This window comes from Bradyrhizobium sp. IC4059 (assembly GCF_020193615.1).
GTDB classification, from domain to species: domain Bacteria; phylum Pseudomonadota; class Alphaproteobacteria; order Rhizobiales; family Xanthobacteraceae; genus Bradyrhizobium; species Bradyrhizobium yuanmingense.
Genome location: NZ_JADYVH010000015.1, coordinates 1 through 20036 on the forward strand (window position 1 = coordinate 1; position 20036 = coordinate 20036).

Sequence of the window (20036 nt, forward strand, 5' to 3'; positions counted from 1 at the left end):
TCAGCCGTAATGGCAACGACATCACACTGACCTTCAGCAGTGGCGGTTCGATCAAGCTGGTGGGCGAGGACGCCGGGAATGCGACGGGGCTGGAGCAGATCGTGTTCGGCGACGGCACGACCTGGAGTCGTCAGGACCTGGAGAGCGCCTATATCGCACAACAGGTGGCCGCAGGTGCGACGACGATCACCGGGTTCAACTTGAACAATGACCTACTTATCGGCACGAGTGGCGCGGACACTCTGTCCGGCCTGAACGGCACCGACACGCTGACCGGGGGGCAGGGCAACGACAGCCTGGACGGCGGCGGCAACGCCGACACCTACGTCTACAGCGCCGGCGATGGCAACGACACGATCACGGATGCAGGCTCCTATGACAGCACAGTGGATAAGCTGCTGCTGGGAGCGGGCCTCACGCCGGCGACCACTTTGATCAGCCGTAATGGCAACGACATCACACTGACCTTCAGCAGTGGCGGTTCGATCAAGCTGGTGGGCGAGGACGCCGGCAACGCGACCGGACTGGAGCAGATTGTGTTCGGTGACGGCACGACCTGGAGTCGTCAGGACCTGGAGAGCGCCTATATCGCACAACAGGTGGCCGCAGGTGCGACGACGATCACCGGGTTCAACTTGAACAATGACCTACTTATCGGCACGAGTGGCGCGGACACACTGTCCGGCCTGAACGGCACCGACACGCTGACCGGGGGCCAGGGCAACGACAGCCTGGACGGCGGCGGCAGCGCCGACACCTACGTCTACAGCGCCGGCGATGGCAACGACACGATCACAGATGCAGCCTCCTACGACAGCAACGTGGACAAGCTGTTACTGGGAGCGAGTCTTGTGGCGTCAGATACGAGGGTCGGTCGCATAGGAAACGATGTCATATTAGCTTTTGCCGGTGCGGGCGGATCAATCAGGCTCATTGGAGAAGCAAACGGGAGTGGCACCGGAATTGAGCAAGTCGTGTTCGGGGATGGCACGACGTGGAGCGGTCAGACGTTGTTGTCTCTCGCCAGCCCAGTTGGCACAAGTGGAAACAACGCACTCTACGGAACAACCGGTAACGACTCTTTCGACGGAAAAGGCGGCTCCGACTTGGTCGTTGGCCAAGGAGGGAACGATATCTATGTATTCAATGCGGGCTACGGCCGCCTGGAGATAGACAACCAGGGCGGCAGTAGCGCGCATGGAGAGTTACAGCTTGGTTCGGGACTGGCAGCACAGACGCTTTGGTTCAAGCAGAACGGAACCGATCTTCTGATCCAAGGAATTGGATCAATGGATCAGATCAAGATCGGCAACTGGTTCGGCGCCAGCAATGCTCAGTTGTCTGAAATTAAGCTCAGTGACGGCAATAAGCTCGATGCGCAACTAAACCAACTCGTTTCTGCAATGGCCGCCTTTACCGTATCAAACCCCGGTTTCGATCCGGCGACCGCGACGCAGATGCCGAATGATCCGTCGCTGCAATCGGCTATCTCAACATCATGGCACAGCTAATTAACTCATTCGGGATCCAGGGCCGGTGCTCAACAAGAGGCGATCTTGGCGGCACTGGCTTCTGATCGCGGAGCCCTGGCAAGTATCGACTTCATTTGTCATCGGCCTGCTCCTTCGTCTGAAGGACCAGCACCGTTATGAACCAATGTTTTTGCCCGAGGGTGCTACGGAGCCGTTCCACACTAAACAGAATTTCCGATAACAGGAACTTCAGCTTGATCCCCCAGCTGTTCTGTCGGGACTCGCTTGGTCTGCCGCTTGGTTAATTACATCCCACAGCCTAGCATCGAAGCCCTCGCAGTCGGTCCGAACGGCAAATGGCCAACCAGCCACGTGAAGAAACACGCCCGCTGTGGTCCGCTTATGGACCTAAGCTGGGTGTAGGTTTGGCCCTTGCCATTCTTGTGGGTCTCTATTTCTACGGATCGCCGCGTTATAGAGCACTAAAGAAAGAGTGTATTGAAACTGGCATGGAGTATTCCGATGCTCCATCGGACGACGATTTGCACCGCTTGTGGATGGCTTGCCGCAAGATAGGCTTCGGTGCTCCGTTGTGAAAAGAGGCAAGTGACCTAGGTCGGCCGTTGGCCCATCACTGCCGCATCCACGACCGAAAATATCTCGGCTGTCAGGGGTAGACCGGGTCTAGCTTTAGCCGGGCCAGATCGCCGCGATTGACCCATAGCTGACCTTGCCTCCAGATCAGTGGTGTCTTTCAAGGACAATCAGTGGAAGTCTATCAGCGACTAGCCATTTCGAGGCGAAATAGCAGTACTCGCCGGGGAAGTCTTCAAGAGAAGCTGGCTTTTCGGCGAGTCGTGACTTCACCTCCGTCTTCCAGAATTCGAACCTTTCCGCAGGATCTATCCAACGGGGCCGCAATCCAACGTCAGCGACGACGAAAGTCGCCCCTTCTTTAATTGTCTCCATTACTGCCGATGCGTTCAGCCCGGTGGAGATACGCTTCGTGTCTAAGATATGATTTCGTCCCACAACTCCTCAAGAGGGAGCTTGGTGACCAGCTTTTTCGCAATGTCCATCTCTCGCTCGGCCCATGGGTCAACTGAGCCAACCTTAGCACATGCTCAACACTAGTGTCTGCAAATGGCCCATCGCTGCCGCAGCCCAAGCCCAAGGATATGTCGGCGGACAGAGGTAGACCGGACCTAACTTGAACCGGGCCCGACCGTCTCGATTGACCCATAGCGGTCGATTGCCCTTTTCGACCTCCATGGCTTACGTTCGGAGCACAGCACGATCCCGCAAACCAGCCGAGAGCCAGAATGCCTAGACTTGTGTCGTTCACACACTTCCTTGTGCTGATCGCTGTTGTTCAACCGACCGCTGCTTTTGCCCAAGACAAGGAATGCGTTCCAATTTCTTGCCGCGCAGTATACCGACTTACGACATGCGATAAGCCAAGGTCTGGCGCCACGATCTTTTCGGGACGCGTCGTCAGCGTGTCGAGGGAATGCTCGAATGATGTTGTCCAGGTGCAAATTGAGGATGGGGAGACGAACAGGGTGCCGCCAGTGGTCGAGATCATCGTTCGGCCCTGCGGGCACTTCGTGGGAAAGGTCGGTGATCTTACTCGGGTTGCTGTGATGAACCCAACACCCACCGTCCGGCGCTATGATCTCGCTTGCAGATACTATTGAGGTGCGATTTCCGCTTCTGGCCCGAATGCGAAGTCTAAGCGGGCAGCCAAATAGTCCGCTTATCGGGTGTGACCGGAAACGGCGATACGCTCGCGAGCAATAGCGGCCGGTTGTTTAAGGGCGTCCGACGAGCAATGGCAGCACGTCTGCACCGCCCGCCATGAGCGGATTCGACGGCTCGAAATGTTCCCGCAATTCTCGCTTCCGGACGAGTGAGCGCGCCTCGAGAAACGCATCCTTCAGGCTGACAGCTTTTCGGAGCGCGACGTTGAAAAAAGCGTCCCCAAAATAGGTCCACTTGGCCTTGTCCTGGCAGCCGAACGACGGATGCTTGTCATCGGCCGCGGTGATGACCAGCACATCGGGAGTCGCCAGGCGCGGAATAAAAACCCCGGAATAACAAGCCGAGATGACCACCACCTTGTGTCGCACACGTGTCTTCGCGAGCATGTCGCGGAGACGAGATGGTGTAAGCGTTTCTGTCAGCCGCCCCGCCTTGATTGCAAGGCCATCAGGAGAGCCATGCGAGGTGAGAATCAAAAACAGAACATCTTTTTCGGGATCCAAGCGGTTGGCTGCCGCCTGCAACGACTTGGTCAGAGCTTCGATCGTTGCACTTCCCCCTTTCTTGGAATTGTACTCCACGTTGATCGGTCCAGTCTCAAAACGGCTGGCCACGACCTGAGCCGCGCCGGTCGCCTCGGATCTAAACACGCTTTGATCCCCATACAGGCCAAAGGACACCACGCCAACCTTTGCAGCGCCCTCAATAGCATGCAACGGAGGAACGAATGGCCAGATGGTCAGAAAAAAAGCGACGAGCGGCGCGCGGAGCCGCCTGATCGAGGACCTGGAGGTCATCGCGAACCTCGTTTCGAGATCGCCGCTTCAGAACTGCGGCTCAACACAAAATAGAGGAAAGTCAGCGGATTTTCATCCTTCGGAATGCAAGTGCAAGGGGTCCGGACATGGCCGACGGCGACGTTCGATGCGCCTCAAAAAAGGTCCGCTTGTCAGGAAGGACCGGACGCCCCGATCCGGCACATTGAGGGCCGAGTCTGACTCAAACCCCAGGTGATACCAGCATTGAGCGTGCAGCGGCCTACGTTCTTGCCTTTCAGCTCTTTGCAGCGTCGGATATAGGAAAGGCACAAGCGGCATAGCAATCCGGTTGCACTAGGCCGACCTTCTCGTAGACCAGAGGATAGCGTTAGAGAGGATTTTCTGGCAGCGCGGGTCCTGCCAGACCGACGCCTCGTGGCCGAGCGCCGAATAGAATACTCGCCCCTCGCCGTAAAATCGTTTCCAGGCGAGCGGCCAACCATAGAAGCGTTGATGCACACCGGCCTTATTGAGATCCACCGAACTTTGGTCAAGGCGCAGGAGCACGCGTGATCCGCGGTAGTCGAAGTCGCTGATCTGGTAGATCTCATCGTTCAACTGCAACGAATTCCCCAGAAACGCCACCAGTGGATCTGCAACATCAGCAACCTCGATGGTTACACCGTGATGCCAAGGATGACCGTTGAAGTAGCCGCCGATCAGGTCGAGATAGTCTGGCCAAGTGTAGAATGTGTCCGTGGCCGAGTGAACGCCGAGAAAGCCGCGTCCCGAGCGCACAAAGTTGAGAAGTGCTATCTTTTGGGCGCCGCTCATCGGAATTTCGCCGCTTGTGTAGAACATCACAGCGGCGTACCGCTCGAGGTTTCCGGTCGAAAATTCAGACAAGTCTTCCGTTGCGATGACTTCAAAGGCACCGGAATTCCTTCCAAGCTGCGTCAGGATTGCTTCGGAAAGTGGTATGACGTCGTGCCGATATCCGGCCGAGTATGTGAAATAGAGGACACGTTCTGGCGGGCGCTCTGCACGCGCGCCGAGCGGTCGGATTGCCGCCGCGCTGCTGACGAGCGCGATGAACTGGCGTCGCGTCACAATCCTCTCCCCGATGCTTAACCGGCCAGAAAAGCTTAACACATATCAGCGCGCCGCGCCCTGCAGCACCGCCCTACGCCCCGCGGTTCAATTGATAGCCTCGACTTGGCAATGTCGCTTAATGGCGAAGGTGCGCTGCGCTCACGGAGGTCTGCTTATCGCGGCAGAGCGGACCAGATTTGCTCAACCTGAGTTCTTCGCATTTTGACCCCAAGCGGACATCGCGCCGCTGGTGGTCAATGCGGGATACTATGACGGTAGAGTCACTCCAAGCCGAGGAAGTAGCGCCACTCCATGCCCATGTTGTCATCGGTAACGAGCGTTTGACCGGTGGTAGCCTCGAGGAGCTGCGGACATGGTTCAATCGCGGGACCATCCTGACGGAAGTCGGCCATCAGTGCGTCGAGCCGAGCGCCGTCAGTACCATCGGAAGCAAATTCGGGCTTGCCGTCAATGCTATAAGCTTCCAGCGTTCGCCGCCAGCGACCATGATCCCAGGCGATCGGGGTCTGCGACAGCACCATATGGTTCAAGAACCGGGCGCCGTAGGAAAATGCGATGCAACCTGTGCGCTGTGCGCGCCGCGAATTCGTGGTGTTATAGAAGAAAATTCCATCGGGCTTTAGGTGTTGCTGCACGAGGCTCAGGAATTCCGACGAAAGCAGATTGGTGATATTGGCGCGGAAATGCCACGTCGTGTTGGAGACCACCGCATCGAATTGTGCGTCGGGATGATGTCTGAGCCAACGTCGTCCGTCATCCTCGACGATCTTGATCTTGGGATTGTTCAAGATCGATCTGACATCGTCGTGCTTTGCGATCAACTCAAGATACCCACGATTGATCTCGACGATCGTGAGCGAATCCACGTCAGGATTGTTGGCTATGACTTGGGCCCACGAACCGGATGAGAGACCGATCATCAGTACCTTTCGTGGTGCGGGGTGGAAGAGACTCAGCGCATACGGCCGGATGATGCCATTGAGATCGGACTTCAGATCTGTATTGAAGCGGCCATCATACATGCCGTTGCCGAAAACGTTGCCGTCGTTGTCGACGGTGATGATGCCGCTATGATTCTCCACAATCTGCGTGAAGTCGTGGTCAGCGAGCATCTTCGTCTGTAAATTCTCCAGCAGCCGGGGACTCAACAAGGCGCTTGCGCCGAGGCCGAACACGAGAACCGCAATGGCAAGATTGCCAAGACGAATTCGCTCCTGCCTGGTGGTTTGACCAGCCGCAATCAATGCGAACGCGGCGATCGTGCCGCCGACGAGCAGTATCGCCGCGATTTGCCTGATTCCAAGATAGTCCGTTAGCACGAAGCCCGTGAGGATCGCCCCGCCGGCGCAGCCTGCGATGTTGGCGAAATATAGGAGGGCTGTCCGCGGACCAATTTGTTCGTCCGCGGCGATACCAAACTGCGAGAGGTAGGGAAGCAGTGCACCCCACTGCCGCGCGATCAGGTAGGTGATCGCGAGCGCAATGCCTATCACGCCGGCGCCGAGCCATGCCAATTGCGTCATCAACGGAAGGAATATCGCGCCGAACAAATTGGCCCAGATCAGATCGGTTGCGGCTTGGCGCATCGCATCTTGCGGCGCAAGCATTCTGCAGGACTGTCCGGCCTTTCGAGCGCCGACTGCGATTCCCGTCAAAAAAGCATAAAGCGTGATCGCAAATGCCAGCGAACTCGATCCCGAGGCAAACGACATAACACGGAACAGGTAGATCTCGTAGGACAACGAGACAAATCCACCCGTCATTGCGAGTAGCACGACAAGACCCATGCCAAGGATGGGCTGAGTATCCGGAGCTTTGGTCGACGTATGTGATTCGAGTGTCGCGCCGGGACTAGAAAGGATGTGCGCTGCGATCGCACCGGCACCGACCGCGAGATTTATTCCAGCTGCAATTGTGACCGCCTCTTGCATGCCGAGAAAAGGAAAAATGAGGATGGCACATAAAAGGCACGCGGCACCCGCGCCGAGGGTGTTGACAAAATAGAGTGTGCCGACGGCGTCGCCGATTTGGCCCGTCATTCGTGCCAGATATGAGACCAGGATTGGCAGCGTTGCGCCCATCAAAAGGGTTGGCAGGAGCACAAGGACAAGGTTGATTGCTGCGAGGGCTGGCAACGGCAGATCTGCTACCAGAGCGCCCACCTTTTCGAAGATCTGGAGTGAGGCCAATCCAAATGCTGCCGTAGCGAGCTCGATCACACCGAGTAGCAACAATGGCTTGACGTTGATGCGTTGGGATATCCAGCCGCCACTCAGGCTGCCGAGCCCTAATCCGAGCATGAACGCGGTCACGATAATCGTTACTGATTCCGAATTGACGCCGAATATCCGAAACAGGCTTCGCTGCCAGGTCATTTGATAGATCAGCGCCGGGAAACCGGAAAAGAAGAAGAGGATGCAGAGAATGCGAACACGGTATGCAGCGAACCCCTGCACCGACGCATTTGCGGGCAATTCGATGGCTGTCATATTGATAGAAACCTCCTCCGGGACCCTCGCAACCTGGAGAAGAATGGTAATCAAACATTGCTGTTGGTTGCAGAACGAAGAAGGATTTGACTGCGCAAGCTGGCAGCTTGGTGCGCAGGGTTAAGGCATGGTGAACAGCGGATGTGGCGATCTGAATGCTCACCTAACGTGCACTGATCCAGAGGCCTGTCGAAAATATCGAACGCGCCTGCGGTGAGAGGGCTGTAAAGGTACGGGATTTGCCCATTGCTGATTTGGGGCGTGTCCCGCCGATTCGTGAGCTTGTGACCTAGGGCGGACATCGCAGGCCCAGACGTTTCGCGGGAAAATCCGACACCTAATTTTTCCAGTTGTTCCCGATTGTTACTGCACGCGGATGTTGTGTATTTATTAATAGTTGCATTGGCAGAAATATTCCCTTGAAGTGCGGGAATGCCAAATGACAACTAAAAGGAGCAGGCGACATTTCGAGTCCGATGAGACTTTCCCAGGTGTCGGGGAGGAGGTGGAGCTTTCTCTAAAGCTCTTTCAGCTCAACTGGATCATCATCGGCCTAGCTTTGGTCTTGCTCTCACTCGGTGTTCTGCTGACAAACTTTCGGGCGGAACCCAAGGGCTACATCATTATCTTGGGATTGACCGGGCTTTACGGATACATTGGACATCGCAACGCGAGATCCGAGCGCGGAAATCCGCGAGTCTATGCAACGCTATTCACCTTAGCGCAAATCATCCTGATCTTCGTACTCGTCACCTCACTGGGATATATTGCGGTATCTACGGCTTTCCCAATGCAGGAGGCCCGATTACTTGCATTCGATCGAGCGCTGGGATTGGATTTTCGGGCTTATTTGTCGTTTGTGAATGACCGGCCGGGATTGGTCCGCGTGCTTGCTTCTGCGTACAATTCCATATTCACGCAGCTGACCTTGCTGGTCGTTCTCCTGCCACTGTGCGGTCTGTACCGACGTGCTGCCGAACTCGTTCTCGGCTGCGCACTGACGCTGATCATCACGACGGTCATTTCCACGCTGGTTCCTGCTACGGGCGTTTATCATGCCTTGGGCCTGCTGCCGGCGGATCATCCGAACATCGAGCCATCCGTCTACTATGACACCTTGCGAGAGCTTCCCCTCGTGCGTGATGGCACCACCCGGGTGTTGGACGCGTTCAGCCTTGGACCTCTCCTGACTTTTCCGAGTTTCCACGCCATCACTGCAATCCTCTACGCGTGGGCCATGTGGCCGATCCCTTGGCTGAGAGTTGCCGGGATCCTATGGAATATTGTCGTGTTGGCGGCAACGCCGATTGGCGGCGGCCACTTCTTCGTGGATGTCGTTGCTGGAGTAGGGATCGCGTTTGCGACGATTTATGCGACGCATCGATTTGGAAAACATCTCGCCGGCGGCAGACTGCGGAAGCGGCAGCGGGTGTTGATCCCCCCTCATGCCGCAGCCAGTGCAACTTAACGCGAGCCTCCTAAGCGGGAGGTCAAATCACCCGCTACTGCAACACCAAGTCGGTGGGCCAACGTCCGCTTCTGGCCCGTAAGCGAAGATGGTGGCGGCGTTCAGCACGACCGTCGTCGGGGCCAGACCGGACATCGCGCGCTGGCGGCCAAATCGACGCTTCTGACCCGAAGCGGACCTGATGCTTTCAGTTTCCGAGGCCACTCGAGCAGCCATATCCGAGGCAATAGTTGGAGATCAGGCACCCTTGATCCCTACTTCGCGCGGAGCCTCTGCAGCCGCTTCACGGCAAATTCGTCGCTTGGATGTAGTCTTAAGACGGTCTCGTAGTCGCGATACGCACGATCAAGCTCACCTGTCCGTTCATGGGCTAGCCCTCGGTACCTGAGGGCTGTAGTCGAATTGGGGGCGAGTTCGACAGCCTTATCCAAGCTTTCGATCGCGGCCTTATCATTCTTCAATTTGAGATGAGCGGCTCCGACGCCCACGCGAAGTCGATAGGTATCGCTTCGCGTGAGATGTCCGAGTGCCAGCGCCTTGTCGTAATCCTCCAGCGCGGTTTGCGGTCGGCCCGAACGGTTGTAGGCCTCGGCCCTTCCAAGCATGAATAGACCTGCTGTCGGCTCAAGCTTTATCGCTTCGTCAAACCGTGTGATCGCTTCGTCGAATTTGCCCTGCTCCATAAGCGCCAGCCCCTGACCGTTGGGGAAAGCCCCGATATCCGGGAACAGCTTCGCCGCGGCGGTGTAGTCGGCCAGCGCAAGCTCGAAGTGACCTCGGTGGTGATAGAGAAAGCCACGGTCCTGATAAGCGCGCGGGTCGGTAGAGCCGACCATTTCGACGGCCGCGGTAAAATCGGCTTCGGCTTGATCCCATCTTTTTGCCAGCTGAGCGGTTACACCCCTCATCAGCAGCAGCTCCGCCCGGTCCTTGAGACTGAATTGCTGTTCGAGCCCTTTGGAGTAGATTTGAATGGCTCGGTCAAAGTCCAGCTTGCTTACGGCAACGGCAGCAGCCGTCTGGTAAGTCTCGGCGTCAGACGCAATTGCCGCAGAACAGAAGGGCCAGAGCACGGACAGGAAAGCAATCCCGCGCAGAACCCGCCTTGGCTCTAAGCCCACTTTCATTTGCTTCTCCGGGCCGAAAAACTGCTCTTGCCGATGGTAACTCAATCGGCAGTAAGGCCCCACGGAGCACTGCAACGTTAACGCGGATTTCGGTTAAACAATCGTCAAGCGAGTAGAGGCTATTCACCGTTGCGAAGCTAGACTAGCGTGCCTTCGCATGTCATTGGTTGGCCCTTTCTCGAACAAGGCTGAGCCATTGTGGTGTCGGCTGCTGAGTGTGGACCCGACGCGGCGTGCAAGGGTCAGGACCGCTCATTCTGACCCAAAGGCGACTATGGTCAAGCAGCGGACAGGGAAGCGGCCCTGCGGACTCCAATAGATCTGATCTACGGCAACTTGCCCTGCCAAGTTTTCCCGAAATTCTACTCTGGAGATGTATTGATGTAGTTCGCACTCATGAATTGTGACTCTTTTAAGAGTTGTTCTGCCAGAAGCGTTCTCCTTTGAAGCGAGAATGCCTAATGACAGAACAAAGCGATGAGGCCCTACCGCAATCGCCTCTCAATGCGCCGCTTGAACCGCTGCCGTTTGACCCGTCACTCTCACTCCTTCGGCTGAATTGGACGCTAATCAGCGCACTCGCCGCAATATTCGGCGCCGGCGTTCTCCTGACCGACTTCAACATCAAGTGGAACGGATATCTCACAGTAGGTGGGGTGGCAGCGGTTTACGGCCTTGTGGGGCACCTCAACGCCAAATCCTCGACCGCCAGCCCTAGGGTCTACGCAACACTCTTGCTGCCAGCGCAGACCGTCCTGTTCCTCATCCTTCTCGTATCCCTCGGCTACATTGCGGCCTCCGCGAATCTGCCAATGCAGGAATCCAGGCTGCTGGCCTTCGATCGCATGCTGGGATTGGACTTCCGGGCCTATGTTCACTTTGTGGACGAGAGGCCGGCTTTGTTGCATGCGTTCGCGCTCACCTATGACTCCATCAATCAACAGATGCTTCTACTAGTCATCCTCCTGCCGCTGTTTGGATTCCATCAGCGCGGCACGGAGTTTGTGCTCGGCCTCGCCGTGGCTCTGATCGGGACCACCTTCATCTCTACCCTCGTCCCTGCGACGGGAGCATATGAGGCCGCCGGACTTCATCCCTCCGACTATCCGAACTTCGAGCCGGTCTGCTACTACGCGACTTTGCGCGAGCTGCCATTAATCCGGGAGGGCGTGACCAGGGTAATTGATGTGTACGCCTTGGCTCCCGTTCTAACCTTTCCCAGCTTTCACGCCGTTTTGGCTGTCCTCTATGTCTGGGCGATTTGGCCGATTTGGTGGTTGAGGATCCCGGGCGCGCTGTGGAATGCGGTCATGCTAGCTGCAACGCCGATCGGCGGCGGTCATTTCTTTGCCGACGTCATTGCCGGGGCCGCCATCGCTTTGCTGACAATAGTTGCCGTGCATCGCCTTGGACGTCGCTTGTCGCGCGACCAGAAGATGGTGAAGCCGGTACTGCTGCCGCTCACTAGCACGGCGGCGGTCCATGCGTGATCGGTTCCTTCTGCACCTAACAAATCACCAAATGCAACGCCCCTGTCAGTCCCTCGTAGCGGCAGAAGTCCCGCCGCAGGGCGAGACCTACCGCGATGGGTCGGCCAAGTGCCAAGCTTCTAAGACGCCGCAGGTGTTCGCGGGTGTACAGGCTATGCGCGGCATTGCTGCGCTGGCAGTGGTCTGCGGGCATGCAGTCAGCGCGCGACCCGATATGGTGGGCCCGGAGCTTGCCGAAGGCGCGCTGACCATTCTTGCCAGCGGCGTTGACATCTTCTTCGTTATCTCCGGCTTCATCATCGCAACAACGGCCGCGGCACAACACGACCCCTTGAATTTCGTGCTCAGACGAGCCGTTCGAATTTATCCGGTCTATTGGCTCACGTTGCTGGCGGCGTTCGTCAGCTCCTGCTGGATCGCACTAGCGCCGGGGGAACGTCCGGCATTGGACACCGGAACGATCTTCGCATGGACATATCCGAACTGGTATGTAGGGCCAGCATGGTCGCTCGCTTTCGAGCTTCACTTCTATGCTGTGGTCGCGATCATTCTCGCGATTAAGCCGAACCGGCTATTCGAGATCCTCTTCGCATGGCTCGGTCTGGTCATCGTCGCTCTCTACTTCCGAATCCAACTCGGCATCTGCTCCCACCCGCTGGTGCTGGAATTCGGCGCCGGGGTTGGCATTGCCTATCTCCTGATCAACCGCGGACTTCGCTTTTCGCCCCGTGTCGTGGCCTGTTCAGCAGGCCTATTCTTTGCCGGCTGGTACTGGATCTTCGTGCACGGAGCAACCGATCCACAGTTCGCCCGCGTGCCGACCTATGGCCTTGGCGCGGGATTGCTCATCCATGCGGTGGTATCTGCCGAGATCGAAGGGCGATCCTTCTCGCCCGTCCTGCAATACCTGGGCAAGATTTCGTACTCGCTGTACATGGTACATTACCCGTTGGTGAAATGGATCGCCAATTATGACAGGCCGTGGCTGTTGTCAGTCGTCGGGACAGTCATCGTTCTCATCCTGTTCTCGATCGGTCTTGCCGCTGCCATGCACATCCTCATTGAAGAGCCGATCCTCCGTTGGGGAAGAAGGTTGAGCCTTATGCGACGGAGCCAAACATCGGATGCGCCGAAACGAGAAGGGACCATGCTTCCGACAAGTAAAAATGAAAAAACTTCTGCACGGCAGGGACCAGCCAGTGCCCGAATGCCAGCTTCGGGCATCCTCAATGTCGGCTCACCGGAGTAGATCGATACAGAAGAGCACCGTAAGCCGGATGACCAATTGATCTACAATTCGCTGGCGGAGGCGCTGAAAGCCCTGGAGACAGTGCGGACTGAGATATGAGCATGTTGTCGTTGCGATTTGCTCCGCAACTGTGACGTCCGTTGTTGGCCCGTCGAAGACCTTCCGTTCGGCGCTGACCACGTCGGCTCACCGAGGCTAACCCGAACGACCGCCCCGGGGCCAAACCGACGCGATTGACCATGAGCAGACCTCTGGGCCGACGCTAACCGATGCCGAAAATCGACGAACTGATGAACTCAAGACGCGGGTCCACTCGCTTTTATGATCGCAACTCAATGGCGCAACAGCTTCAGGGCAGTATTGCTCATTGCCGCTGAGCAGGGCGTGGCGACGAATGATGATGCGCGATCACCCATTCACCGTCGCGCTTCACAACCACAAACGTAAAACGCGATGGTCGGGGTTCGTAGTTTTGTTCCTGTCGGGCAAAGTCATAAAATCCTGCGACAACGACAGCGTTTTCACCGAGCACGATTACATTCTTCTCTTGTATCGTGTTCCTGCGGCCACCCTTATCAAGCGCAACGAAATACTCCCGAATCGCCTCCGTGCCTCGGGTCGCGACCGGGTCGGTCGTTCCGAGAAGAAGGGCATCCGGCGCATAGAGTCTTACCAGTGCATTACGATCATTGGCGCTGTATGTTGCCGACCACTGATCGACCACAGCGCTTGCCTCTTCTGCAGGGCTAGCGAGAATTGGCGTTGCCATCGAAACGAGCGCCACGCATAGAGCTTTGGTCAGAACCCTCATGTAACCCTCCCATGAACGGAGGGAGCCATCATAACACTCAAAGTCGCCTATTGGCCCATCGCTGCCGCATCCCACGACCAGGGATATGTCGGCTGTCCGGGCTAGGCCGGACCACCTAAACCGAGCCAAATCGTCGCGATTGACCCTTGCTGACTTTTCCCGTCATACGTCTGCAAGGGTGTTCGCTGTCCCTGAGGGAGTGGGCGGATTCGACCCACGTCTAGACGTGACCCGGACTGGAACTCGGCCGAGTTCGTGTATGAACCATTTCAACTGTGACCCCTACCAAGGGTCGTAAGAGGGCTTCGAGGAAATAGCGATCGGCTATCTCGGCCCCTCACGACGGCCCAGAAGGCGATCGGGCGAGTGAAGATATTTGAGCCAATTAAGAGCATTACTTCTGGGCGTTCGGTTACCGCTGGAGACTGCTGCTGTGAACCCAGAAAAGCGCATCCTGCTTACCCTCAAGAGCGCACTAAATTATATCGCGCGCCAGCAAGAAGTGCTCTCAAAGCCAGAAGTGACGACGAGGGAAGTCCTACCGACGCTAATCTTGATGCTCGCCTCAATCTTCCTGTTCGACTGGATCGAGGAAAAGCTGTTCGGCCGCACGACTGGCATAGGCATCGCGGTCGGATGGATTGTCGGACTGTCGATCTGCTATGGAGCAAGTCATTTCCGAAATTCAAAACTAGGCTCCTCAAAGGGGGACGCCGGGACGCCGGACAGGAGTGAACGGCAGCCCTGAGAGGAGTGGACGGTGAGTGAATGTCGCCTATTGGCCCATCTCGGACCTTACAGTCCGTGCCGAGCACTTCCGCTTACCGGGCTGAACCGGAATATGCAATGACGGCGACCGGATCGGTCTCTCTCGACGCGGTGATCTGCGTCACGTTGCGGTCATGGAAACCCGCATCGTCAATAACATCCCCGAGTGGCGCTATCAGGCGGAAGTCATCGCTCGCCTTCACGCGCTCGAAGATGCCGGGCTTCCGATCACCTGTGCCGGTGACATGAACCGAGCCAAGCGTTCGCGGCGCGAACGCATGGAAGCCAAGGTAACGGGCCTTACGGCGGGCGAGCCCGACGTTCGCGTTTATGTCACCGGCGGGTTTCTGCTCAGCATCGAACTGAAGACGCCGAAGGGCTTGCGCTCGAAGGATCAGAAGGATCGGCACAAGAAACTGACGGACCTGGGCTTCACCGTGATCACGGCGAAGGCTCCCACCCCCGAAGAGCTCGCCGACGAAGTCGAGCGGATCGTGCGCAGCTACCTCTAGTGCAGATCACACTCACGCTCACGAAGGGGATGCTCGACCGGATCAATCAGCTTCGTGATCGCAGCATCAACACCGCAACTGCCAAGGCGCTGACCTTCACCGCGAAGGATGCGCAGCAAGCGTTGCGCGTGCAAATCCCAGGCATCTTCGTCCTGCGTCGTCCCTGGGTGATCAGCGGCATCCGCATTCGCCCGGCGAACGGCGGCAACCTGATGGCCGTCGTCGGCAGCATCGACAAGTACATGGAGCGCCATGTCATCGGTGCGGGCAAGGAGAAGTATCCCGACGACGCGCTCTCGATCCGCTCGAAGCGCAACAGCGACGGCCGCCTCGCAACGGGCGGCATCTTGATCAATCCCTACGGCTCCATTGGCAGCGCCCCGGTTCATACCGTGGTGCGTCGCCGGTTGAAGCGCATGGATACGCAGAAGCGGAAGACGTTTCAGATCGTGGTCAACGACAAGGTGCTCATTGTGCGTCGTCGCACGAAGAAGCGTCTGCCGCTGCAAACGCTCGCCGTGCTTCAGGGTAGCGCAACGATCAATGAGCATTGGGACTTCCTGGGCACCGTGTCCGGCGTCGTCCAGGCGCGCTTCCCGCAGCACTTCTATCGGGCGGTCGTGAATACGGTGATGGAGTGACGAAAGCGGACACCCTATGGTGACCGTCCATGGCGCCTTCGGGGGCAGAGCTGTCCAAGTAGGGATGGGTCGGCGAAGTCGCCCTTTGACCCAAAGCCGGGCACCTCGCGCAAGCCCGATCGCCAGATCAAAATGAATAAAGATCTGGCACCGTCGCTGTGCCGTCGATGTCGCGCTGCGCTAGTAAAATGGTTCGCCTCCAGCTAAGGTTGATAATGGGATGAGGCGGGCAGATGTTTGAGTCGTCTCTTTGGATCGCATAGGATTGAGGGGCGTTAATTTGGACGGGTTAGTTAAGGAAAATTGGCCAGAACCAATCTGGCAAATCACGTCGCCTGAGGCTGTTGGTTGGTCCGCAAGCGGGCTAGCTGTCGTGGACGCAATCGCGGACGAGGTTGGAACCGCTGCCCTCATGATTGTCGAGGGAGGCGCAGTCGTTCATCAAAAAGGCGCAGTCGCTCATCGCTTTATGTGTCATTCAATTCGCAAGAGCCTCCTGTCGGCTCTCTTCGGTATCTACGTTGCTGAGGGAAAGATCGATCTGTCTTCCACTTTGGCGTCACTTGGAATCGATGACAAAGAGGGGCTAACTGATCGCGAGCGCCTGGCATCCATAAATTCGCTGCTCATGGCGCGCTCGGGTGTCTTCCATCCGACAGGATACGAGACCGCTTTAATGATAGCGCGGCGGGAAGCGCGTCACAGCCACGGTCCGGGGACTTTCTGGTGCTATAATAATTGGGACTTCAATGCGCTCGGCACAATTTTCGAGCAATGCGTCGGTCTTAGCTTGTTTGAGGCCTTTCGGGATCGGATCGCGATACCGTGCGGTATGGAAGACTTCCGCTACGGGCCGGATGCGAAGGACGGCGGCTACGTCGAGCTGGAAAAGAGCATCCACCGCGCTTATCCATTCCGTCTCACGGCTAGGGATCTGGCGCGGTTTGGGCTGCTCTATCTCCGCGGCGGACGTTGGGGTAGCCGACAAGTCGTGCCGAAGAAGTGGGTGAGGCTCAGTGTGCAGCCCTATTCTGATGCGGGGCCGGCGGGAGCTTATGGTTACATGTGGTGGGTCGTTCGCAACGGTATCCACTTTCCCGAGGCAATTATGCCCCTGGCTACAGCGCTCAAGGAGCGGGTGGTCATGTGGTGATGGTCTTGCCGGAGCAGGACTTGGTAGTGGTGCACAGGGTTGATACCGACGCAGGCCGAGTTGTTTCGGGCCAGCAGCTTGGGCGCTTGTTTGAAGCGATTATTCACGCACAATCTGCCACAGCTTACGGGAATTAGGCACGAACCGACGATCAGCTTGCCTCTGAGTGGCATTCCAGGGCCGTGTAGGATTCTTTGAATTGGCTGGCGGCAGCTTCTGGCCCATCCCGTCAAACTCGATGGGGGCGCTGGTCGTCGGCAATGAGGGGTAAACCGGACGCTGCCTTGGTCAAGCTGAACCGACGCGATTGACCCAAAGCGGACTTGGCGCTTCGTGCTATACGCTGGATCTAAGCAGCGAGATGGTACAACCTATTGCGTGATGATTATGGGCTAGTCGGTGGACGCGGATGTATCGAGAACTCTCCATCTGGAAACGAATTGACGGCGAAAGAGCAGCCCACTTCAGATGCTTTGAGGACCTTGCCTCGCACCTTTTCTGCGTCCAAAGCGCCGACTACTATGCCTTGCCGGTAACGGTCACCGCCCGTCGCGAATTCGACCGCCAATTTGTTGAGCTCTTTATCGAAGTCGAGCCGAAGAAGCGCAGTCGATGGTTCGCCACTATTGAGGAGGCTATTGCTGCACATGAGGAGGAATTCTCCTCGATGGGACGAAGTATCGCTGAGCATGAAAAGAAGCGATAACGCGGGGTCCGGAATTGGCCCGTAGCTGCCATAGTCGAGGCGAGGGATCGAAGTCTGCTTTGGACTTCTAATGGTGCAGGAACTGAAGCACTGCTTCAGGTGATGCGGCCGCCAGCGCTCCGACACAAAACCCGACGAAGCCAACCGCAGCAGCCCCGACTAATCCGTGAGATGCCCAGCCGGTCGCCGCGCCGATCACGGTGCCGAACGTAATCGTGCAAATCGCCCAGATCACATGAAGGACGGTTTTTATCGTTCTGCCCATTCGCTCAATCTACCACGGGCTCTTTCAACGGCCCTTCACAAGTTCATTAGAAGTTGTGCAATGCAATCTGACGAGAATTGAACTGAAACCTTACCAGTATCCGCACCTGGCCCGGAGCCGTCTGTGAAGGCGGCGCAGGGCGAGTCTGCTCTAGCCCCGAAGTCAGACGTCGACTTGTTCTGCTATCGCGAGGGCGTCGTCGACCTCGATGCCGAGATATCGAACGGTGCTCTCGATCTTAGTATGTCCCAGAAGGAGCTGCACGGCTCGCAGGTTGCCGGTTCGGCGATAGATCAAGGTCGCCTTGGTCCGGCGAAGGGAATGCGTCCCGAACAGGTGCGGGTCCAGTCCGATGTCGGCGAGCCAGCGGGATAGGAGGCGAGCATACTGGCGGGTCGTCATAGGTCCACTCGGGCGTCGGCCAGTGAACAGATATTCTCCTGACTTCTTGCCGGTAAGCCGCAGGTAGTCGTCGATTGCCTGCCGGGTCGATTCTGTCAGTTCAAATTTGACTGGCCGGCCCGTCTTCTTCTGTCGGACGGTGGCGCGGTCCGCCGAATATCCTCCTGGCGCAAGGTCATCAACTTTCAAGGCTACGACGTCGCAGCCGCGGAGCTTGCTATCGATGGCGACGTTGAACATTGCCAGATCGCGCGTTCGACCTTCGACCTGGAGCTTGGTCCGGATTGACCAGACATGCTTCGGACGGAGCGGCGGCCTTGCGCCGACGATCTTGCCCTTATTCCAAGGCACTTGCTTCGAGGCGGCGGCGGCGGTGCTTGGGGTAACGGTCATGCTGACCTCCTCATTTAGTGAGGCTGGTCAGTTTCCGCCCGGAGCCCTTCCAATCCGGCGTCTGCTTCTAGACGATTGGAGACGTACTTGCGTCCAATTCGAGCGATGGGAGGACCGATTTTGACCCGAAGCTGACCTCAGCGAAAGCCGATCCTTGTTGCTCGTCGATGTTCGTTCCGACGCCGCCAGACTAGACGAGCTGGCTATTGGCGCCTCTTTTCGCTTTGAGGCTCCTGACGGAGCTGCTTTACTTGCGCTATGTCCGTCATAAGTCTCCGCGAGGTCACCGCTGCAACCGTCCGGGCGATTTGTGCTTTGGAAACAACGGAGAAGCAGAAACGTTTTGTCGCCCCCAATGCACTCTCATTAGCGCAAGCCCATTTCGAACCCCGAAGCAGCTTCAGGGCGGTATACGCAGACGAGGTGCCCGTTGGCTTCGTGATGTGGAAGCCAACTGATCAGACGGAAGTCGCCTATCTTTGGCGCTTCATGATCGACCAGAAGTATCAAAACATGGGATACGGAAAGAAGGCGATTGCGCGGTTGATCGATCTTCTCCGCGACGCCGGGTATCGACAAGTGCAGACGAGCGTCGTGCTCGGCGATGGGGGGCCGCTAGACTTCTATAGGTCGATCGGATTCATCGAGACCGACAGGACCCTCGCAAACGGAGAACGGATCATCCTGCGCGAATTGTAGGCGATAGACTGAATTGGCTCGGAGACGTCCTTAAACACCGGAGTGCATTTCCCCTTTGGCCCATCGCTTCCGTTGGGGCAGTGCAACGGTAGGTCTGTAGTCAGGGCAGAGCAGAAGTCATCGCCTCCGGTTCGGACTGCCGCCTTTGACCCGTTGCGGATATTGCAGAGAATTGGCATCCTCGCGCAATGATCTACATTTGGGTTGCCAGCATGCGTACGTGGGCTGTCTGTTTGATTGCCTATTGTGCTGCTTTCACAAGTGCAGTGGCCTGTGTGTTACCGGGTACGCCAGCATTATCAAAAAGCATCCTCTTCGAGCATGTCCCGACCAACATCGACGCACCGGTCGTCATCGAAGCGACCATCTGTGACGCAACGTATAATGTGGGCTACGAGCATGACAGTACGTTCTCATCCATCACACTGATGAAAGCGCGAGTGGATCGAGTGATCAAGGGATCGATGTCAAGGATCTCAAGATACTCGTATACCCCAGTAGCTGCGCCCGCGCTGGCGTCGGGCGGGGAATTGTTCTCGGAACGCTTCGAGAAGATCCTCAGCGTGGGATAATGTTGGAAGCAATCCAAATGGCCGACATGCGCGACTGGTCCAAAGAATTTGTCGCAAAACAGGTAGCAATTCATGGTGCTACAAAGTGCTTCAAAAACGAGTTCGGCGCCCCTGAGTGCCGCCTACCCGGCATTGGCCCGGAATTAGCTCAACCCTGATATCCGAAGCGGGCTCCGCTTGTGGCCCA

At 57.1% G+C, this 20036-nt stretch carries 18 protein-coding genes; 12 read left to right on the plus strand and 6 right to left on the minus strand.

Annotated features, from left to right (window positions below):
• Positions 1-1511: calcium-binding protein (locus I6F12_RS32840; RefSeq protein WP_276573407.1), on the plus strand; the 1511-nt coding region annotated here is incomplete at its 5' end.
• Between the two features lie 317 nt (positions 1512-1828).
• Complete coding sequence (locus I6F12_RS32845) at positions 1829-2068, plus strand: hypothetical protein (RefSeq protein WP_225158121.1); 240 nt, start codon at positions 1829-1831, stop codon at positions 2066-2068.
• 1215 nt (positions 2069-3283) lie between these two features.
• Here the strand turns inward: I6F12_RS32845 and I6F12_RS32850 are convergent.
• The 3 genes from I6F12_RS32850 to I6F12_RS32860 all read right to left on the minus strand — a co-directional run bounded on the left by I6F12_RS32850 (position 3284) and on the right by I6F12_RS32860 (position 7593).
• On the minus strand, positions 3284-4030 hold the full coding sequence (locus I6F12_RS32850; protein ID WP_225158122.1) for a C13 family peptidase: 747 nt from the start codon (positions 4028-4030) through the stop codon (positions 3284-3286).
• 315 nt (positions 4031-4345) lie between these two features.
• Complete coding sequence (locus I6F12_RS32855) at positions 4346-5101, minus strand: ThuA domain-containing protein (protein ID WP_225158123.1); 756 nt, start codon at positions 5099-5101, stop codon at positions 4346-4348.
• A 263-nt stretch (positions 5102-5364) separates the two neighbouring features.
• Entirely contained in the window at positions 5365-7593 is a 2229-nt protein-coding gene (locus I6F12_RS32860; protein ID WP_225158124.1) for a fused MFS/spermidine synthase, read from the minus strand.
• A 439-nt stretch (positions 7594-8032) separates the two neighbouring features.
• Between I6F12_RS32860 and I6F12_RS32865 the strand changes: the two genes are divergently transcribed.
• Complete coding sequence (locus I6F12_RS32865; RefSeq protein ID WP_225158125.1) at positions 8033-9061, plus strand: phosphatase PAP2 family protein; 1029 nt, start codon at positions 8033-8035, stop codon at positions 9059-9061.
• Between the two features lie 254 nt (positions 9062-9315).
• Here I6F12_RS32865 and I6F12_RS32870 read toward each other — a convergent pair whose 3' ends face one another.
• A complete protein-coding gene (locus tag I6F12_RS32870) occupies positions 9316-10188 on the minus strand; it encodes a tetratricopeptide repeat protein (protein ID WP_225158126.1) in 873 nt (290 codons plus the stop codon).
• Positions 10189-10649: 461 nt separating this feature from the next.
• On the opposite strand from I6F12_RS32870, the gene I6F12_RS32875 reads away from it, so the two are divergent.
• Together I6F12_RS32875 and I6F12_RS32880 are read left to right on the plus strand one after the other, a co-directional pair.
• Positions 10650-11678: a phosphatase PAP2 family protein gene (locus I6F12_RS32875; RefSeq protein ID WP_225158127.1), complete on the plus strand. Its 1029-nt coding sequence runs from the start codon at positions 10650-10652 to the stop codon at positions 11676-11678.
• Positions 11671-12927, plus strand: coding sequence for an acyltransferase (locus I6F12_RS32880; RefSeq protein WP_225158128.1), 1257 nt, complete (start codon positions 11671-11673; stop codon positions 12925-12927). The genes I6F12_RS32875 and I6F12_RS32880 overlap by 8 nt, the downstream gene beginning before the upstream one ends.
• 364 nt (positions 12928-13291) lie before the next feature.
• Here I6F12_RS32880 and I6F12_RS32885 read toward each other — a convergent pair whose 3' ends face one another.
• Positions 13292-13738, minus strand: a complete 447-nt coding sequence (locus I6F12_RS32885) for an SgcJ/EcaC family oxidoreductase (RefSeq protein WP_225158129.1) — start codon at positions 13736-13738, stop codon at positions 13292-13294.
• Between the two features lie 433 nt (positions 13739-14171).
• Here I6F12_RS32885 and I6F12_RS32890 point away from each other — a divergent pair, with 433 nt between their 5' ends.
• The 5 genes from I6F12_RS32890 (at position 14172) to I6F12_RS32910 (ending at position 17518) form a co-directional block, all read left to right on the plus strand.
• Positions 14172-14486 (plus strand): hypothetical protein, encoded by a 315-nt coding sequence (locus I6F12_RS32890; RefSeq protein ID WP_225158130.1) that lies wholly within the window; start codon positions 14172-14174, stop codon positions 14484-14486.
• Between the two features lie 154 nt (positions 14487-14640).
• On the plus strand, positions 14641-15018 hold the full coding sequence (locus I6F12_RS32895) for a hypothetical protein (protein WP_225158131.1): 378 nt from the start codon (positions 14641-14643) through the stop codon (positions 15016-15018).
• On the plus strand, positions 15018-15659 hold the full coding sequence (locus I6F12_RS32900; RefSeq protein ID WP_225158132.1) for a hypothetical protein: 642 nt from the start codon (positions 15018-15020) through the stop codon (positions 15657-15659). Before I6F12_RS32895 ends, I6F12_RS32900 begins: the two co-directional genes overlap by 1 nt.
• Positions 15660-16032: 373 nt before the next feature.
• The gene (locus tag I6F12_RS32905) at positions 16033-16812 is read left to right on the plus strand and encodes a serine hydrolase (protein WP_225158133.1); all 780 of its coding nucleotides are present in this window, start codon (positions 16033-16035) and stop codon (positions 16810-16812) included.
• Between the two features lie 409 nt (positions 16813-17221).
• Positions 17222-17518 (plus strand): hypothetical protein, encoded by a 297-nt coding sequence (locus I6F12_RS32910; RefSeq protein ID WP_225158134.1) that lies wholly within the window; start codon positions 17222-17224, stop codon positions 17516-17518.
• Between the two features lie 427 nt (positions 17519-17945).
• Here I6F12_RS32910 and I6F12_RS32915 read toward each other — a convergent pair whose 3' ends face one another.
• The gene (locus tag I6F12_RS32915) at positions 17946-18578 is read right to left on the minus strand and encodes a tyrosine-type recombinase/integrase (protein ID WP_225158135.1); all 633 of its coding nucleotides are present in this window, start codon (positions 18576-18578) and stop codon (positions 17946-17948) included.
• Between the two features lie 315 nt (positions 18579-18893).
• Here I6F12_RS32915 and I6F12_RS32920 point away from each other — a divergent pair, with 315 nt between their 5' ends.
• Positions 18894-19277, plus strand: a complete 384-nt coding sequence (locus I6F12_RS32920) for a GNAT family N-acetyltransferase (RefSeq protein WP_225158136.1) — start codon at positions 18894-18896, stop codon at positions 19275-19277.
• 589 nt (positions 19278-19866) lie between these two features.
• Positions 19867-20007 carry a hypothetical protein gene (locus I6F12_RS32925; protein WP_225158137.1) on the plus strand — a complete coding sequence of 47 codons (141 nt, stop codon included), beginning with the start codon at positions 19867-19869 and terminating at the stop codon, positions 20005-20007.
• The last annotated feature ends 29 nt before the right edge of the window (positions 20008-20036 follow it).

Bases quoted from the DNA above. Each gene is read 5' to 3' on its own strand.
- I6F12_RS32845 (WP_225158121.1), top strand. From the start codon at position 1,829: ATGGCCAACCAGCCACGTGAAGAAACACGCCCGCTGTGGTCCGCTTAT.
- I6F12_RS32850 (WP_225158122.1), bottom strand. From the start codon at position 4,030: ATGACCTCCAGGTCCTCGATCAGGCGGCTCCGCGCGCCGCTCGTCGCT.
- I6F12_RS32860 (WP_225158124.1), bottom strand. From the start codon at position 7,593: ATGACAGCCATCGAATTGCCCGCAAATGCGTCGGTGCAGGGGTTCGCT.
- I6F12_RS32865 (WP_225158125.1), top strand. From the start codon at position 8,033: ATGACAACTAAAAGGAGCAGGCGACATTTCGAGTCCGATGAGACTTTC.
- I6F12_RS32870 (WP_225158126.1), bottom strand. From the start codon at position 10,188: ATGAAAGTGGGCTTAGAGCCAAGGCGGGTTCTGCGCGGGATTGCTTTC.
- I6F12_RS32875 (WP_225158127.1), top strand. From the start codon at position 10,650: ATGACAGAACAAAGCGATGAGGCCCTACCGCAATCGCCTCTCAATGCG.
- I6F12_RS32880 (WP_225158128.1), top strand. From the start codon at position 11,671: ATGCGTGATCGGTTCCTTCTGCACCTAACAAATCACCAAATGCAACGC.
- I6F12_RS32885 (WP_225158129.1), bottom strand. From the start codon at position 13,738: ATGAGGGTTCTGACCAAAGCTCTATGCGTGGCGCTCGTTTCGATGGCA.
- I6F12_RS32895 (WP_225158131.1), top strand. From the start codon at position 14,641: ATGGAAACCCGCATCGTCAATAACATCCCCGAGTGGCGCTATCAGGCG.
- I6F12_RS32910 (WP_225158134.1), top strand. From the start codon at position 17,222: ATGTATCGAGAACTCTCCATCTGGAAACGAATTGACGGCGAAAGAGCA.
- I6F12_RS32915 (WP_225158135.1), bottom strand. From the start codon at position 18,578: ATGACCGTTACCCCAAGCACCGCCGCCGCCGCCTCGAAGCAAGTGCCT.
- I6F12_RS32925 (WP_225158137.1), top strand. From the start codon at position 19,867: ATGGCCGACATGCGCGACTGGTCCAAAGAATTTGTCGCAAAACAGGTA.